The following is a 16,022-nucleotide window of genomic DNA, read 5'->3' on the forward strand; positions in this document are numbered from 1 at the left end:
GGGGGTCGCGGGGGCGTTCACCGCCTTTGCGGCCGCGCTGCGCGATCACCGCGCCCGCACCGCCGCCCTGCCCGTCGGCGGCGTGATCGAGCTGCGCCAGACCGCCGAGGCCGTGAACGCCTATGTCGCCCAGGACCGCGCCGCGCTGGAGAACCGGGCCCTGGTCCTGTCGGGGGTCAGCCACGACCTGGGCACCCCCGCCACCCGCCTGCGCCTGCGCAGCGCGATGATCGAGGATGCCGCCCTGCGCGACCGCCTGGACCGCGACATCGACGAGATGACGACGATGATCGACGGCGTCCTGACCTATACCCGCGCCGAGATCGGGGCCGAACCGTTCCGCCAGCTGTCCCTGACATCCCTGGCCGATGCGGTCGTGGCCGATTACCAGGACGTGGGCCTGCCCGTGACGCTGCGCCAGTCGTCGCTGCCCCCTGCCCGCGCCGGCACGCTGTTTTCACGAACCACCAGCCGTCCGACGGTGGACAGCCACGCCCTGCTGATGCGCGGCCAGCCCACCGCGCTGCGCCGCGCGCTGTCCAACCTCATCGACAACGCGTTGAAATACGGGCGCGAGGCGCAGGTGCTGACCGGCGGCGACGCGGACGAGGCCTGGATCTCGGTCACCGACCGCGGATCGGTCCTGACCGAGGACGACCTGGCGCGCCTGACAGGGGCCTTTCAGCGCGGAGAGAATGCCGGCACCGCCAGCGGCGTCGGGCTGGGCCTGGCCATCGTGTCGACCATCGCCGCGCAGCATGGCGGACGGCTGGAATTCCACCGCGCGCCGCACGGTCTGGAGGCCCGCCTGGCACTGGCGCGCAGTTGGGCGTAAGAGGGGCCGACGGAACTCTTGCGAACAAAACCGCGTTTTGTTGGGGAATTCGCAAGAAAGGCTATCATCATGACCCGTGCAGACCGCATCACCCGCCTTGGCTACGCCGGCGTCGTGGCGCTGCTCAGCGTCACACCGGCATTGTCGGCCAGCCCCAACCAGCCGGTTCAGGGCTGGAGCGCGATGCAGGGCATCGAGCCTGCCGCCCTGCTGGAGGACATCCAGACCATGCCGGTTTCGGAAATGGCCGTCGACGACCAGCCGTATTGCGCCGATGATGCGGAAATCGCCGCGACGTTGGAACAGGATTTCGCGGAATATCCCGTCGACATGACCGGCGTGCAAGGCACGCAGCTGTGGGGGTCCGATCAGCTGGGGACATGGACGCTGGTCGCGCCGCGCGATGATCAGACCAGCTGCATCATCGCCAGCGGCATCGGCTTCAGCGATGACCGCAGCACGCAGGCCTATTTCCAGGTCGCAGGGCTGTAATCAGCCCACGCGACGCAGGAAGGCCCGTGTGCGGTCGTCCTGCGGATTGCCGAAGATCTGCGCAGGCGGCCCCTGTTCCACGATCCGCCCACCTTCCATGAAGACCACCCTGTCCGCGATTTCGCGGGCAAACTGCATTTCATGGGTCACAATCAGCATGGTCTGGCGTCCGTCAGCAATGCGGCGGATCAGGTCCAGGACCTCGCCCACCCATTCGGGATCCAACGCGCTGGTCGGTTCGTCGAACAGCATCAGGTCCGCGTCCAGGGCCATTGCGCGACCGATGCCGACGCGCTGCTGCTGACCGCCGGACATAGCCGCCGGATAGCTGTCGCCCCGATCCGCCAAGCCGATCTGGGCCAGAATGTCATCCGCCCGCGCCCGCGCCTTGTCGGCGGGCCAGCCGCGCACAGTGGTCAGCCCCTCGGTGATGTTCCCGCGGGCGGTCTTGTTGGCGAACAGCGCATAGTTTTGGAACACGAACCCCGTCCGCCGCCGCAGGCCCAGGATCTGCGCCTTGGTCGCGCGTGCGGCATCGACCGTCACGTCGCCCATGCGGATCGTGCCCTGATCGGGCGTGTCCAGCCAGTTCAGGCAACGCAGCAGGGTCGATTTCCCAGTTCCGGACGGCCCGATGATCGCCACGCGTTCGCCCGGCTCTAGGCACAGGTCGATGCCGTCCAGAACAGTGTTGTCGCCAAAGCGCTTGACGAGTCCGGTGATCTCGATCTGACAGCTCATCGCGCGACGGCCTTTCCAAGGCTGGATTCCAGCCGGCGCTGGCCGACCGACAGGGTTTCGACGATCACCCAATAGAACAGCGCGACCACCAGGAACGCCTCCAGGTACAGAAAGCTGCCTGCGGCCTCCTTCTGGGCGGCGCCCATCATCTCGGTCACCCCCAGGGTGAAGGCCAGCGAGGTGCTTTTGATCATGTCGATGAAATAGTTCATCAGCGTCGGCGCCGCGGTCCGCGCAGCCTGGGGCAGGATGATCCGGCGCAGAAGCTGTCCCTGGGTCATGCCGATAGAGGCTGCGGCCTCCCACTGGCTGCGGTCGACGCCCAGGATGGCGCCGCGGATGCTTTCGGCCATATAGGCCGAGAAATGCAGCGTCAGGCCGATGATCGCGGCGGTGACGCCGTCGATGCCGGTCATCGCCGGCACGATCTGGGGCAGGCCAAAATAGAACAGGAACAGCTGCACCAGCAGCGGCGTGCCGCGGAAGAAGCTGATGAACACCGCCACGATGCGGTCCAGGACCGGCACGCGCAGCACGCGCACGATGGCCAGCGCCGACCCCAGGGTCAGCGCCGCCACCATCGCGACGATCGCCATGAACAGCGTCAGCGGCACATAGCCCGCGATGACCGGGACGAGGTCCCACATGTAGGCGGTGTCCAGAGGCCGCATGTTACTGCGACACGGGCTGCGTCACGTCGGCATCCAGCCATTTCTGAGAGATCTCGCCCAGGGTGCCGTTCTCCTTCAGGGTGGTGATGGCCGCGTCAACGCGGTCGCGCAGCGCCTGACCGGCCTCGTCGTTGCGGAAGGGCAGGGCGTTCCTGATCTCCGAGAAGGGCTCTCCGGCCAGTTCCAGCGGCAGCGGGCTCTGCGCGATCACCTGGGCCGAGGACACGCGGTCCATGACGAAGGCATCGACCCGGCCCAGCGCCGTGTCCTGTTCGATGTTGCTTTCATAGGTGCGGATGTCGATCTGGTCGGCATTGGGCAGTTCGCGCAGCAGCTGTTCGAAGTTCGACCCCAGGTTCACCGCAACGGTCTTGCCGTCCAGGCTGTCCGGCCCCTCGATCGCGGCCGGGTTGCCCTCGCGCGTGACGATCTGGGCGCCGTCATAGACATAGGGCTGGGTAAAGGCGAATGCCGCCTCGCGTTCGGGGGTGATGGTGATCTGGTTGGCGATGGTGTCGATGCGGTTCGATTCCAGCGCGCCGATCAGGCCCGAAAAGGACATCGTGACGAATTCGACCTCGTCGCCGGTCTCTTCGGCGATGGCGTTCAGGAAATCCACCTCGAAGCCCTGCAGTTCATCCGCACGGGTGAAGGTGAAGGGGAAATAGCCGCCGGACATGCCGACGCGGATCGTGTCGGCCGCGGCGGGCAGGGCGGTGGTCAGGGCAAGGGCGGCGATCAGGACAAGCGTGCGCACGGGAAATCTCCATAGGTTCTTGGACGTTACCTGCGATCTGGCAATGCGATCCGCAAGCGGGGCGGCGGCAGAAAAGGACAAAGATGCGGCAGGCCGCAGCACCGCGGAACAAGCCCTGCTGGCGCAACGGCGGGCGGGGAACTTCGTTCCATGATGGGTCCGGGGACCGCGATCAAGCGCGCGAAGGCCGCGTCATCGCCTTGATCGTGGCGACATGGGCGGGGTCGGCGGCCAGGGCATCGGTGGCCAGGGCGCGCGCGGCGTCCATCAGGTCGGGCGCGGGCAGGATGCGGTCGACCAGGCCCCAGGCCAGCGCCTCGGGCGCGTCGATCCGGGCGCCGGCCATCAGGATCATCCGCGCCCGCGCGGGCCCCACCAGCGCCACCAGGCGCGCCGGGTCGCTTGGCTGCGGGAGAAAGCCCAGCCGCATCACCGGATAGAAGAACCTTGCATCGGGCACCGCCAGGCGGATGTCGCAGGCCAGCGCCATGCCGAAGGCGCCCCCGGCCAGCGACCCGTTCAGCGCGGCGACGGTCAGGCAGGGCAGGGCGGCCAGCGCGGCGGACAGATCCTCCCATTCGGGGGCCGTGGCCAGACCCGCGCGGGCCTGGTCCAGGTCCGCGCCGGCCGAAAAGACCCGGCCCGCCCCGGTCAGGATCAGCGCCCGCGCGCCGCTGTCCAGGGCCTGCGCCACACCCGCGCGCAGGTCGCGCAGCATGTCGGCGGTCAGGGCGTTCGCCTTGTCGGGGCGGTCGATCGTCAGCAGGGACAGGCCGTCCCGGTGGTGGCTGCGGATCACGACTTGTTCCCTTTCCCTTTCGGCGGCACTGTGTCAGGAATCCCCCCGATTTCAGGTTTGCGAAAGGTATCCGCCATGAACCGTCCCCTTGCAACCTCGGCGCTTGCGCTGATCCTGGGCGCGGGCCCGGCCCTTGCAGACGTCACCCCCGCCGAAGTCTGGCAGAGCCTGCAGGACAGCTATGAACAGATGGGCTATGCGGTCCAGGTCGGGTCCGAGGATGCCTCGGACGAGGCGATCACCCTGACCGACGTGGTCCTGACCGTCGACGGAGAGGCCGATGCCCCGGACATGGTCCTGACCCTGCCCGAAATCGTGCTGACCGCGGTCGGCGACGGCACCGTGCGGTCAGTCGTGGGCGGCCAGATGACGCTGGAGAGCAGCGCCGTGCCCGAGGGCGACGACGAGGCCGTGGGCTTTTCCATGACCATGGACGCCCCCGGCAACGAGACGATCAGCTCGGGCACGCCCGAGGCGCTGACCCATGACGTGACCATGCCCACGCTAACCATGTCGGGCCGCGCGCTGGACGACCGGAACGAGGTTCCGCTGACCGCCACGCTGACCGGCGTCACCGGCAGCCAGACCGTCACCACCGCCGCCGACGGCGCCAGCACCCAGACCTTCGAGGGTCGCGCCGATGCGCTGGAGGCGCAGATCACCGCCTCGGGGCCGTCGCTTGCCGCCACAGATGCGCCTGAAACCGAAACCGCGCCCGACGCCACCGACGCGCCGGAGGCATCCGAGGCGCCCGACGCCCCGGCGGCCACCGCAGAGACCGACGATTTCCAGGCCACGATCACCATCGCCGACCTGACCATGCAGGGCGACGGCACCAGCCCTGCGGGCGAGGTCAACTTTGGCAGCCAGCCCACGCAGGCGCTGCAGGCGGGCTTTGGCGGCAAGGGCAGCTTTGCGATGGGCGCGACCAGCGGCAGCTTCACTGCCAGCACCCTGACCGCGGATGGCAGCCGTAACGATTCCGAAGGCAGCTTCCAGGCGGCAAGCGGCACGCTGGCCGTCGGCATCTCCAAGGACGGCCTGTCCTATGAAGGCGGGCTGACCGACATGACGACCAACCTGACCGCCACGGACATGCCCTTCCCGATCGCCTATGGCGCGGCGGAGAACCGGTTCCGGCTGGCCATGCCGATCGTGGCATCCGATCAGGAGCAGCCCTTTGCGCTGACCTATGTCCTGGACGGGCTGACGCTGGACGACGCGATCTGGCAGGCGCTGGACCCCGAGGCGGCGCTGCCACGCGATCCGGCCAGCCTGACCATCGACCTGGAAGGGACGGCGCTGCTGACGCAGAACTTCATGGATCCCGACTTTCCGCAGCCGGTGGAGCCCGGTCCGGACGGCGCCGCGCCCATGCCCCTGCAGCCGCGCAGCCTGACCATCAAGGAACTGGCCCTGGACGCCGTAGGCGCCACCGCCGACCTGTCCGGTGCGCTGACCTTCGGCGAGGATCCCAGCCAGCCCCTGGGCAAGATCGAGGGCACGTTCGGCGGCATCAACGGCCTGCTGGATACGCTGGTCGCGATGGGCGTCGTGCCGCAGGAGCAGCTGATGGGTCCACGCATGATGATGGCGATGTTCGCCCGCCCGGTCGAGGGCAACCCCGACCAGTTGCAGACCGAGATCGAGTTCCGTGAGGGTGGCGCGATCTTTGCCAACGGCCAGCAGATCCAGTGATCCGCATCCCTTGACAGCGGGCCGGGGCATCCGTCCCGGCCTGATCCTTTCGCCTGTGAGGCCCGCATGACCGACGCCGCCGACCCCCTTCGCCTTCAGCGCCTGTCCGAGGCGCTGATCGATGCCGCGCGCCGTGCCGGGGCCGACCAGGCCGACGCGCTGGCCGTCGACGGGCGGTCCGTCAGCATCGACATGCGGGCCCGCGCGCTGGAACAGGCCGAACGCGCCGAAGGGCTGGAGATCGGGCTGCGCGTGCTGGTGGGCGGGCGCCAGGCGGCGGTGTCGTCGTCCGACCACCGCGACGCCGCCATCGTCGAGATGGCCGCCCGTGCCGTCGCCATGGCGCGCGAGGCGCCGGTGGACGATCATCTGGGCCTGGCCGATCCCGGCCAGCTGGCGCGCCATCGCGACGCCGCCGGCCTGGAACTGGCCGAGGACGCGCCCGAACCCGAACCCCAGCACCTGCAGGACCTGGCGCAGCGCGCCGAGGCCGCGGCGCTGGACGTGGCGGGGATCTCTCAGGTCGAGGCGGCCAATGCCAGCTACAGCCAGCGGCGCATGTGGCTGGCCGCGTCGAACGGGTTTTCGGGCGGCTATGCCCGAACCGGGCATTCGCTGTCGGTCGTGGCGATCACCGGCGAGGGGCTGCGGATGGAGCGCGATTATGCGGGCGAATCGCGCACCTTCGCCGCCGACCTGCCCACCCCCGAGGAGATCGGCGCCCTGGCCGCGGAACGCACGCTGGCCCGCGCAGGCGGGCGCAAGCCGCCGACGGGCGCCTATCCCATCCTTTATGACCGCCGCGTGTCGGCCTCGCTGATCGGCCATCTGCTGTCGGCGGTGAACGGGTCGTCCATCGCGCGCGGGGCCAGCTGGCTGCGGCGCGACCTGGGCCAACCCGTCCTGCCCGCCGGCATGGACCTGGCCGAGGATCCGCTGCGCCCGCGCTATCCCTCGTCGCGCCCCTTCGATGCCGAGGGACTGCCCACGCGGGCGCGGATGATCGTGGCCGACGGCGTGCTGCAGGGCTGGACGCTGGACCTGGCCACGGCGCGCAAGCTGGGGATGGACAGCACCGCATCGGCGGCGCGGGGGCTGGCCTCAAGCCCGTCCCCCAGCCACAGCAACGTCATCCTGACGCCGGGGCGCGTCAGCCGCCAGGACCTGATCGAACGGATGGGCACCGGCCTGATCGTGACGTCGATGCTGGGGGCGTCGGTGAATGGCACCACGGGCGATTATTCCCGCGGCGCGGCCGGGTTCTGGGTTCAGGACGGCCGCATCGCCTGGCCGGTGAACGAATGCACCATCGCGGGCAACCTGCGCGACATGCTGATGACGCTGGAGGCCGCCGACGACGCCCTGCCGTGGCGCGGAACCGAGGTGCCCAGCCTGCTGGTCCAGGGCATGACCGTTGCCGGGGGCTGAGGCCGACCTGGACCTGCTGACCGCCGCCGCGCGGGACGCGGGGCGGATCGCCCTGCGGTTCTGGCGGCGCGATCCGCAGGCCTGGGACAAGGGCGGCGGCGCGGGCCCGGTGACCGAGGCCGACCTGGCGGTCAACGACGCCCTGCACGCGACCCTGACCGCCGCGCGCCCCGATTACGGCTGGCTGTCCGAGGAATCCGAGGCCGACCCCGCCCGCCTTGACGCCGAACATTGCTTCATCATCGACCCGATCGACGGCACCCGCGCCTTCATCGACGGGCAGGACGGGTTTTCCCATTCGCTGGCCGTGGCACGGGGCGACCGGATCGTGGCCGCGGTCGTCCACCTGCCGGTGCTGGACCTGACCTATGCCGCCCATGTCGACGGCCCCGCCACGCTGAACGGCGCCCCCATCGCCCCGACCAATGCATCGATCGAGGGCGCACGGGTGCTGACCTATCGCGCGGTGGCCGATGCGCCGAACTGGCACAGCGGCATGCCCGGATTCCGGCGCGAGTTCCGGTCTTCGCTGGCGTGGCGGCTGTGCCTTGCGGCCGAGGGACGGTTCGACGCGGCGCTGTCGCTGCGCGCGGCGTGGGAATGGGACATCGCCGCCGGGGCGCTGATCGCGGAACGCGCGGGCGCGCGCGTGACCGACCGGCGGGGCCAGCCGATGCGGTTCAACAGCGAGGCCGCGCAGGTGGACGGGCTGATCGTGGCAGGCTCGCGCCTGCACGGCGCGCTGCTGGCCGCGCTGCGCTAGATCAGCCGTGATCCCGCGACCTGCAGCAGGCCCAGCCTGCGCAGGCTGTCCACCGGGTATCCGTCGCTGCCCATCAGGTCCAGGCTGAAATCCGGCTCCAGCCTGCGCAGGGCCAGGAGGGCGCGGACGGTGCCCTCCTCGTCGCGCTGCGCGTATCGCAGGGCGGCCAGAAAGCGCAGGGCAGGGCGGTTGTCGGGGGCAAAGCGGTGCACGGCCTCCAGGTGGCGGGTGGCGGCGGACAGATCGCCCGCGCGCATCATCGCCACCCCGATTCCCAAGTGCCAATTGGCGGGGTTCAGACTGGACAGCGCCTGGTCCAGCCCGGCCCGCGCCTGCGCCGCGGAATCGGCAAAGCGGTCTACACCGGCCAGCGCGCGGGAATGGGCCAGCCGCGCCAGGGGGTTGCCCGGATCGGCCAGCACGGCCTGGCGCGACAGGTCGAAGGCGATCTGATCGCGGTCCAGATAGGCCTCGACCACCGATTGCACGGCCAGGGCGGTGGCGTGGAAGGGCGCGGCCCGACGGGCGCGGGCGGCAAGCTCTGCCGCCTCGGCGATGGCCTGGCGGGGATCGGGGGTCAGGCGTTCAAAGGCATGGGTCGTGCGGATCCAAGCGCGCAGCGACAAGGTCACCGCCGGGGTGATGCTGTCGCCCAGCTGCGCCAGGACCTGATCGGCGCGCGCCAGACGGGACGCGGAAAAGCTGAACACGTCCGCGAACGAGATTCCCATCGCCGCCCCAAGCGCCCGCCCCTGGTCCAGCACCTGCAGCATCCCCAGGCAGCAGCGCGCGGCCAGGTCGTCCAACCGTCCGTCCAGGCCGGCCAGCGGCGCCGTCAGCCTCTGTGACCACATCACCCGGCCCGACGGCTGGTGGATCAGCCGCACCAGCAGGCTGAAGACGCCGCCCTGCACGTTCGCCATCGACGATACCCGCACATAGGCCCCCCGCGGCGCAGCCCCCGGCGAAAGGACCGCGATGGGCAGCAGGTCTGCGGCCCTGCCCGCGGCCTCGGACAGGATCATCGTGGCAAGCACCATCGCGTCCTGCCCGATGGACACCGGATCGGACAGCAGCAGGTCGGGCAGCGCATCCGCCGTGGCGACCTGGGGCATGCGGGCGGCCGCGGTCTGGCGCGCATCACGCAGCCAGTCCTCGAACTCCGGGTCGGGGATGTCCAGGTCGGCCGCGAATTCGGGCACCTGGCCGTCGGGACCGGGGCGGGCGGCCAGATCCACCTGCACCCGGTCGGGGTCCAGCCCGACCCAGCCCGGCCCCGTGACCAGCGCGTCGCGGGCGGGGCCAAGGCACTGACGGATCTCTCTCAGCAGCTGGCGCAGGCTGGCATTGCCGTGATCGGGGTCGCGGTCGCTGAACAGCAGGTCCTGCAGCCGCGCCCGCGTGACGCGCAGGCCCCGGGCCGTGCCCAGTACCGCCAGCACCCCCCGGGCCCGCATGCCCCGCGGCGTCAGACGGTGGTCGCCCGGGCCGGTCATCTCGACCGGACCGATCAGGTGCAGGGTCAGACGGTCCATGGCGTTGTCCCAAAGGGCGATTTGCAAAAGGTTATCCAATCACGGCTTCGTGTGATAGATTAATCGGGTCACCCGTTCCTGTTTTCCCTGGTGCATCATGTCCCTGTTCCACGCCAAACATGCCAAGCATGCCAAGTCCGACGACATGCCGGACGGCCAGGGGGCGCTTTTGTCCCTTGCCCTGATGCGCACGCGCGATGCGATCGCGGGGATCGAGGATCCGCAGGGCCGGGGTGGTTCCCCCGCCATGCTGGCGCCGGGTGCGCGGCTGGCGCGGCTGGACCCGGACCACCGCGCCGCAATCCTGCTGGCGGAACTGTCCGAGGATATGCCCCTGTCGGCCGATGACGGGATCGCCGGTGCATCATCCGCCAGCCTGCTGTGCCGCCAGGCGGACGGAACCTGCGCCTCGCTGGTGCGGATCGACCGGCCCGATCTGGTGCAGTTCCGCGAGGCTGCGGCGATGGTCGGGCATTACGCCGAACTGCGCCCCGACCGCGCCCCCGAGATCGAGGTCCAGACCCACGGCCTGATGCCGTTCTTTGCCGCGATCCGCCCCTTGGAGCCGTCGCGGAACCCCGCCACGCTGGAGATGCTGGCCCGCGCGATGGACCTGACCACCGCCGCAGTCATGCGTCTCAAGCTTGCGTTGGCCTGTCCGCGCCCCACGCAATTCAGCGACCTGATCCAGCCGATGATCGCCTGTCCCAGCCATCCTACCCTGCCCAGTGGCCATGCGACCCAGGCCTTTTGCCTGGCCACGCTGCTGACGCGGCTGGACGACCCACGGGCGCCGCTGCGGGCCGACGACCCGCTGTTCCGACTGGCCTGTCGAATCGCGGTGAACCGGACGGTGGCCGGAGTGCATTTCCCCGCCGACAGCGCCGCGGGGGCGGTGCTGGGGATGCAGCTGGCGCATTACATGCTGGCCCGCGCCGATCCGGCCGCGACCGCCCACGGTGCGCAGTTCGACGGGCGGCTTTATCACGACGGCGGGGCCGTGCGCGATTTCCACTATGGCATTCTGACCGAAATTCTGAACGACGCCGATCCCGCCACAAGGCTCAGGGGACCTGCACTGACCCCGCGCCCCGCACCGTTATGGGCCACGCTGGTCGCGCGCGCCCGGGACGAACGGGCAGACCAGTGGAGCTGACAGCCATATGGACCACCCCGGGTGCTGCCCCGGCGGGGCTGTCGCCCGCGCTGGTGGAGTGGTGCCGGCGACACCGAGTCCCCCCGCCCACATCCGCGCCCGACCTTCCCGCGCTGATGGCGCAGGCGTTCGGGCGGATGGATCGGTCCTGGTTCCTGCCATCCGCGGTCCTGCCCCCGGACGCGGTGAACCGTGACCTGGCCCCTGCGGGCGCCGGTCCGCTGATGGCTGCGGGCGCGCTGCCGGACCCGGACCGTGGCTGCATCATCGCCGTCATAGACGATGCCATTCCGTTCGCACATCAGCACCTGCGCCTGCCGGGGGCGCTGTCGCGGGTGGCGTCGCTGTGGGTCCAGGATGCCCGCGTCGATCCCGACGGTCCGGGCCGCGACCTGCCATGGGGAATCGAGCTGCGGGGCGACAGGATCGGCGGCTGGCTGGCGGGACTGGAATCGGGAGCGATCGCGGCCGAGGATGCGGTTTATCGCAGGGCCGGGGTCGTGGCGATGGACCGCCGCACGACGCACAGCGCGGCCTTTGCCGCGGGTCACGGCGCGGCGGTGGCGCTGTTGGCCGCGGGCTTTGCACCGGACGATCCGCTTGCCTGCGATCATCCGGTGATCGGCGTGACGCTGGCCCCCGGGGTGATCGCGGACACCTCGGCCACGCTGGCCCAGGACCCGCTGCTGGCCGCCATCGTCTTCGTCATCACCCGCGCCCGGATGCTGTGCCGCCAAGTCGAGGCCGCGCATGGCCTGCCTGTGGACAGCGTGCGCCTGCCCGTGGTGCTGAACCTCAGCCTGGGTCTGACAGCGGGGCCGCGCGACGGCACGGCCCTGCTGGAACGCTTTCTGGATGCGCTGGCGACCCATGCGTCCACCAGACTGGGGCCGGTGCATGCGGTGCTGCCCACCGGCAATCATCGCATGGCGCGCCTGCGCGCGACCCTGCGTCCCCAGGGCAGGATCGGATGGCAACTGCCGCCCGACGACGCGACCCAGACCCCGCTGGAGATCTGGGGGCCGGTCCGTCCCACGCGACCGGACTGGCCCATGCGGATCGGGCTGACGCCACCCGGCGGGACCGAGGCCCGGACCCGCTTTTGCGCCCCCGCCCAGTCCAGCACGCTGCGCGACGGGCGGGGGCGCGATCTGGGGCGGGCGTTCTATCGGGTGATGCCGCATCCCGACGGCTGGCGCGAATGCATGACGCTGATCATGGCGCCGACCTGCCCCGCGGCCGCGGGCGACAGCTGGGCGCCGCCCGGCCGATGGGGGCTGGCGCTGGTGCAGGGGGACGGCGATCACGCGGTGTCGGTCCAGCGTGACGACGTCCTGCGTGGCTTCCCGCGAGAGGCGCGGCAAAGCTGGCTGTCCCAGCCAGCCTATGCCGACATGGACGCCCGGGGGTTTCCCGTCCTGCTGGACCCGCGGGCCACTGGCCCCGCGCGGGTGCAGCGGGCGGACACGGTGAACGCCTATGCGACGGGGCGGCACAGCCTGCGGGTGGGCGCGGTGGACCGGAGCGGGCGGGGGCTGGCCTATGCGTCGTTGATCGGGGTGGCGCAGGGCGGTGATCTCTTGGCCTGCGTGGACCGGTCGCAGGCCTGGCCCGGCATGATCGTGCGCGGCCGCACCAGCGGCAGCTTTGCCGTGATGAGCGGCAGCTCGATGGCGGCCCCTCAGGCGACACGCTGGCTGGCCGGACACCTGGCCGACGGGGCGCGGCCCGACAGCCGCGCGGCGATCATCCGGCTGGTGCAGGGGGCGACAGACGTCCCCGTGCCGGTCCTGCCGACCGACCCGCCGCGGGACTGATCCTTTCACGCCGCTTTCACGGCGGCATGCGAATCACGATGCACAGGACGAACGGATCGTCCGCACGGGGGACAGGCGATGAAGGACAAGGACACCGCGGAATTCCAGGACATGCTGGCCGCCCTGCGGATGCTGGGCGCGGACCCGGCGCCCGGCGCGTCGGTCGGGCGGGCGATGGCGCGGATGCAGACCACCGGCACCGCCGACCGGCCCAGCTGGGCCGCGCTGCAGCGGCTGGAGCGCGAGAACGAGCTGTTGATCGATCACGCGGAGATGCTGGCCTGCGCGCTTGGCGCCTGTCCGAACTGTTGGGGCACGCTTGAGGATTGCGAGGAATGCGGCGGCGTCGGGCGGCCCGGCGCCTTCAACCCGGACCGCACCTGCTTTGACCATTTCGTGCTGCCGGTCATCATCCGGGTGCTGGGCCACGGGCCCACCGAGACATCCGGCGCCTGATCCGCGCCGGAAGGGATACCTGCAGGGCCGTCTGTCGTGAGCGGTGTGGTGGTATTGGTGCCCGTCCTGCGGGTGGATCGGCGGAAGGCCGTCTGGGGCGGCCTTCCGCCGATCTTTTTCAGAACAGCGGCGGCAGGTCGAACGGATCGGACGCGGCCGGACGCGTGGTGGCGATGGTCGCCCCCGGCCCCGACAGCGTCGCGATCTGCTGCGCCAGGATCGAGATCGCCTGGCTGGCCGCGGCCGCCGTCGCGGCCGGCCCCTGCGCGGTCATCGGAACGCGGATGTCAAAGCTGCGCGCGTGGTTCGTGCCGCCCCCCGAAAGGCCGTCGTCGGACACGAAATACCGCCCCGACAGGCGATAGGTGGTGTCGGCCTGCGCCAAGGCGCGTTCGACGCGCACCTCCAGGATGCGGGCGGGGGGCTGGGCCAGGGGCCAGGGCTCGCTGATGACGGTGGCGCCGGACACGTCGCTGATCGCGCGGGCCAGCGTCGTGGTGAAGGACCGGGCCGGGTCGTCCGCCCACAGGTTGTCCGAATTGGACCGCACCGCCCCGTCGCCGGTCTGGAACGCGACCTCCTGGTCGGCGGCGTATTCGGGCAGGGACACGTCCTTGAGTTCCGCGGTGCCAAGGCGGTTGGGCACCTGGACCCCGGCCACCGGGGGGTCGATCAGGAAACGCCCGGTCTTTTCCGGATTGGAACAGGCGCCCAGCAGGGACGCCCCGATCAGGGCGGCGATGGGCAGGGCAGGCAGGCGCAGGGCGCGGTGGGGCAGCATCATGTCTATCGTCCCAGAATGAAGGCGCGGGGGTTGCGTTCGATCAGCCGGGCGACCGAGCCGATGGAGGAGGTGGCACGCCGCAGCTCGCGCAGTGCCCCGATCAGTTCGTTGTTGAAGGCCGACCGGTCGCCATAGCTGGCGAACAGCGTGTCGGCCCGCGCCGCGGTGACCTGCAGGCGCTGCAGCAGGTCGGGCAGCTGCTGGACCGAGGCCGCGATCTGGTCGGCGGCCTGGCTGGCGCTGTCCAGCGCGCTGTTCAGGCTGCCTACGGCGTTGCCGTCGCGCAGGTCGTCCAGCAGGCCCGTGGCCGATTCCAGCACGTTGGACAGGTTGCGCGGCAGCTGTTCGGCATCTTCGCTGCCCAGCATGGCGCGCAGGTCGGCCAGGATTCCCTCGGCCTGCAGGCTGATCTCGGCAAAGCCGAACTCCTCGACCGAGGCTGCGGCGCTGTCGATCTGTTCGACCATCTCGGGGACGCCCACGGCGGCCTCGGACACGGCGGTGAAGGCGGCGGAGGCCTCGTCCAGCATCCGGGCCAGGGTCTGGCCGCTTTCGGCCTGCCGCAGATCGCCCGTGATGGCGCTGATGTCGGCCAAGGCAACGCTGCCCCCCTCGATCGCCTCGCGCAGCGCACCGGGGATCGCACGGGTATCCTGCGAGGTCGCAAGCGCGGTGATCCCGTCCAGCGTGTCGCGGGCCGAGGTCAGCAGCTCCTCGATGGGCAGGTTGCCGATGCGGTTGACCAGCCCCTGGGCGCTGGCGGTGAAATCGTCCAGATCGCCGGGCACCGACGGGATCAGCGGATTCGGACCCGTTTCCAGGTCGATCGTCGCCGTGGCCGCATCGGGCATGTCGACCAGTTCGACCATCAGGGTGGTGCCCAGGAACCCGGCGCTGGCCACACGCGCGCGCAGGCCGTCGCCGACCTCCTCGGTCAGCAGGGCCAGCGCGTCGTCGGCGGTCGATCCGTCCGGCAGGCCCATCCGCCGCGGAGAGATCACCATGCTGACCAGCTGGCGCGGCACAGTGTTGCCCTGCTCATCCTCGGTCAGGCTGACGGCCAGGTCGGTCACGCGACCGACGCGCAGGCCCTGGAACTGGACATCGGCGCCGGTGGACAGGCCCTCGACGCTGTCGTCGATCAGGATCCCCACGCGCAGCAGGCGGGTATCGTCATCCTCGAACCGGGCGGTGCGGGCCGTGCCCTCGTCCACCTGAACGGCGAATTCCTGTCCGGGTTCGATGGGCGCGCCGCCGCTGACGAAGGTCTCGAAGGCCACGCCGCCCTGCAGGAGCGACGACAGCGAATTGACGTTCAGCGCCACCCCCTGCGTCCCAAGCGAGACCGAGAAGCCGGACGTGTCCCAGAAGACGGTCGCGCTGGTCAGCCGCGCGTCATGGGGCGCCTCGACAAAGGCGTCCACGATGACGCGGTCGGTGCCGGAATCCACGCGGATGTTCTCCAGCCGACCAACTTGAACGCCACGGAACAGGACCGGGGCCCCTTCGGACAGGCCGTCGGCGGTCTCCATCGACAGGGTGACCCAGGTGCCGGGCTGATCGTTGCGGATCAGCGGCGGGCGGTCCAGTCCGGTGAAGCGTGCGGCCGGCTCGGACACCTCGGCGTCCCAGTAACCCTCGATGAAGGCGCCGCTGAGGACCGTGTCCAGACGGGTGACCCCCTGGGCGCTGACCTGCGGGCGGACGATCCAGAAGGACGCGTCGGCATCGATGAACTGCGCCACGTCGGTGTCCACGCGGACCGACACCACGACCCGCGACAGATCGTCGGTGAACTTGACCCCCTCGACCCCGCCCACGGTGATCTCGCGAAAGCGCAGGGTGGTCTCTCCGGGCGTGATGCCGGTGGCGTCCGCGAATTCGATCTCGATCACGCTGCCCCGGTCGCGGAACGCGTTCCAGGCGATGCCAAGCGTCACGATCAGCGCCACGATGGGCACGATCCAGATGACGTTGATACCGGCCTGGGCCGCGCGGGCGGCCGTCTTGCGCACCGGGCTGGCCGGCGTCAGGGGCGGGGGTGTGTCCGTCATGAGGTCGTGATCCTTGGGCGTTCGTACTGGAAATGC

General features: G+C 70.4%; 15 protein-coding genes. 8 read left to right on the forward strand and 7 right to left on the reverse strand.

Translation table 11 applies throughout. The annotated features are described in order from the left end of the window. Positions 1 to 835, forward strand: an 835-nt coding sequence (locus FHD68_RS00950; RefSeq protein ID WP_244297731.1) for an ATP-binding protein, incomplete at its 5' end; no start/stop codon positions are given. A 69-nt stretch (positions 836 to 904) separates the two neighbouring features. Then, on the forward strand, positions 905 to 1,327 hold the full coding sequence (locus FHD68_RS00955) for a hypothetical protein (RefSeq protein WP_127897523.1): 423 nt from the start codon (positions 905 to 907) through the stop codon (positions 1,325 to 1,327). On the opposite strand, the gene FHD68_RS00960 is transcribed toward FHD68_RS00955, so the two are convergent. The 4 genes from FHD68_RS00960 to FHD68_RS00975 all read right to left on the reverse strand — a co-directional run bounded on the left by FHD68_RS00960 (position 1,328) and on the right by FHD68_RS00975 (position 4,295). After that, entirely contained in the window at positions 1,328 to 2,068 is a 741-nt protein-coding gene (locus FHD68_RS00960) for an amino acid ABC transporter ATP-binding protein (protein WP_045981921.1), read from the reverse strand. Then, positions 2,065 to 2,739: an amino acid ABC transporter permease gene (locus FHD68_RS00965; protein WP_045981920.1), complete on the reverse strand. Its 675-nt coding sequence runs from the start codon at positions 2,737 to 2,739 to the stop codon at positions 2,065 to 2,067. Before FHD68_RS00965 ends, FHD68_RS00960 begins: the two co-directional genes overlap by 4 nt. Before the next feature lies 1 nt (position 2,740). After that, complete coding sequence (locus FHD68_RS00970) at positions 2,741 to 3,496, reverse strand: amino acid ABC transporter substrate-binding protein (RefSeq protein ID WP_205963170.1); 756 nt, start codon at positions 3,494 to 3,496, stop codon at positions 2,741 to 2,743. Between the two features lie 172 nt (positions 3,497 to 3,668). Then, entirely contained in the window at positions 3,669 to 4,295 is a 627-nt protein-coding gene (locus FHD68_RS00975; protein WP_045981918.1) for an enoyl-CoA hydratase/isomerase family protein, read from the reverse strand. Positions 4,296 to 4,370: 75 nt separating this feature from the next. Here FHD68_RS00975 and FHD68_RS00980 point away from each other — a divergent pair, with 75 nt between their 5' ends. The 3 genes from FHD68_RS00980 (at position 4,371) to FHD68_RS00990 (ending at position 8,184) form a co-directional block, all read left to right on the forward strand. Further along, positions 4,371 to 5,993, forward strand: a complete 1,623-nt coding sequence (locus FHD68_RS00980; protein ID WP_127897524.1) for a hypothetical protein — start codon at positions 4,371 to 4,373, stop codon at positions 5,991 to 5,993. Between the two features lie 66 nt (positions 5,994 to 6,059). After that, a complete protein-coding gene (locus FHD68_RS00985) occupies positions 6,060 to 7,421 on the forward strand; it encodes a TldD/PmbA family protein (protein ID WP_045981916.1) in 1,362 nt (453 codons plus the stop codon). Next, positions 7,408 to 8,184: a 3'(2'),5'-bisphosphate nucleotidase CysQ gene (locus FHD68_RS00990; RefSeq protein WP_045981915.1), complete on the forward strand. Its 777-nt coding sequence runs from the start codon at positions 7,408 to 7,410 to the stop codon at positions 8,182 to 8,184. Before FHD68_RS00985 ends, FHD68_RS00990 begins: the two co-directional genes overlap by 14 nt. Here the strand turns inward: FHD68_RS00990 and FHD68_RS00995 are convergent. Beyond that, positions 8,181 to 9,719 (reverse strand): AfsR/SARP family transcriptional regulator, encoded by a 1,539-nt coding sequence (locus FHD68_RS00995; protein WP_127897525.1) that lies wholly within the window; start codon positions 9,717 to 9,719, stop codon positions 8,181 to 8,183. The genes FHD68_RS00990 and FHD68_RS00995 overlap by 4 nt on opposite strands. A gap of 97 nt (positions 9,720 to 9,816) precedes the next feature. On the opposite strand from FHD68_RS00995, the gene FHD68_RS01000 reads away from it, so the two are divergent. The 3 genes from FHD68_RS01000 to FHD68_RS01010 all read left to right on the forward strand — a co-directional run bounded on the left by FHD68_RS01000 (position 9,817) and on the right by FHD68_RS01010 (position 13,148). Next, the gene (locus tag FHD68_RS01000; RefSeq protein WP_127897526.1) at positions 9,817 to 10,875 is read left to right on the forward strand and encodes a phosphatase PAP2 family protein; all 1,059 of its coding nucleotides are present in this window, start codon (positions 9,817 to 9,819) and stop codon (positions 10,873 to 10,875) included. A gap of 116 nt (positions 10,876 to 10,991) precedes the next feature. After that, on the forward strand, positions 10,992 to 12,692 hold the full coding sequence (locus tag FHD68_RS01005; RefSeq protein ID WP_139085039.1) for a S8/S53 family peptidase: 1,701 nt from the start codon (positions 10,992 to 10,994) through the stop codon (positions 12,690 to 12,692). 78 nt (positions 12,693 to 12,770) lie between these two features. Further along, positions 12,771 to 13,148, forward strand: coding sequence for a hypothetical protein (locus FHD68_RS01010; RefSeq protein ID WP_045981913.1), 378 nt, complete (start codon positions 12,771 to 12,773; stop codon positions 13,146 to 13,148). A gap of 118 nt (positions 13,149 to 13,266) precedes the next feature. Here FHD68_RS01010 and FHD68_RS01015 read toward each other — a convergent pair whose 3' ends face one another. Both FHD68_RS01015 and FHD68_RS01020 read right to left on the reverse strand, forming a co-directional pair. Further along, on the reverse strand, positions 13,267 to 13,932 hold the full coding sequence (locus FHD68_RS01015; RefSeq protein ID WP_052714671.1) for a PqiC family protein: 666 nt from the start codon (positions 13,930 to 13,932) through the stop codon (positions 13,267 to 13,269). Positions 13,933 to 13,934: 2 nt separating this feature from the next. Further along, positions 13,935 to 15,986, reverse strand: coding sequence for a PqiB family protein (locus FHD68_RS01020; protein WP_127897528.1), 2,052 nt, complete (start codon positions 15,984 to 15,986; stop codon positions 13,935 to 13,937). Between the last annotated feature and the right edge of the window lie 36 nt (positions 15,987 to 16,022).

Origin of the sequence: Paracoccus marcusii (assembly GCF_006151785.1) — a bacterium.
In the GTDB taxonomy this organism is placed as follows: domain Bacteria; phylum Pseudomonadota; class Alphaproteobacteria; order Rhodobacterales; family Rhodobacteraceae; genus Paracoccus; species Paracoccus marcusii.

What these genes read in the sequence shown, in the direction of transcription:
- FHD68_RS00955 (WP_127897523.1), top strand. Translation starts at nt 905, where the DNA reads ATGACCCGTGCAGACCGCATCACCCGCCTTGGCTACGCCGGCGTCGTG.
- FHD68_RS00960 (WP_045981921.1), bottom strand. Translation starts at nt 2,068, where the DNA reads ATGAGCTGTCAGATCGAGATCACCGGACTCGTCAAGCGCTTTGGCGAC.
- FHD68_RS00965 (WP_045981920.1), bottom strand. Translation starts at nt 2,739, where the DNA reads ATGCGGCCTCTGGACACCGCCTACATGTGGGACCTCGTCCCGGTCATC.
- FHD68_RS00980 (WP_127897524.1), top strand. Translation starts at nt 4,371, where the DNA reads ATGAACCGTCCCCTTGCAACCTCGGCGCTTGCGCTGATCCTGGGCGCG.
- FHD68_RS00985 (WP_045981916.1), top strand. Translation starts at nt 6,060, where the DNA reads ATGACCGACGCCGCCGACCCCCTTCGCCTTCAGCGCCTGTCCGAGGCG.
- FHD68_RS00995 (WP_127897525.1), bottom strand. Translation starts at nt 9,719, where the DNA reads ATGGACCGTCTGACCCTGCACCTGATCGGTCCGGTCGAGATGACCGGC.
- FHD68_RS01000 (WP_127897526.1), top strand. Translation starts at nt 9,817, where the DNA reads ATGTCCCTGTTCCACGCCAAACATGCCAAGCATGCCAAGTCCGACGAC.
- FHD68_RS01005 (WP_139085039.1), top strand. Translation starts at nt 10,992, where the DNA reads ATGGCGCAGGCGTTCGGGCGGATGGATCGGTCCTGGTTCCTGCCATCC.
- FHD68_RS01010 (WP_045981913.1), top strand. Translation starts at nt 12,771, where the DNA reads ATGAAGGACAAGGACACCGCGGAATTCCAGGACATGCTGGCCGCCCTG.
- FHD68_RS01015 (WP_052714671.1), bottom strand. Translation starts at nt 13,932, where the DNA reads ATGATGCTGCCCCACCGCGCCCTGCGCCTGCCTGCCCTGCCCATCGCC.
- FHD68_RS01020 (WP_127897528.1), bottom strand. Translation starts at nt 15,986, where the DNA reads ATGACGGACACACCCCCGCCCCTGACGCCGGCCAGCCCGGTGCGCAAG.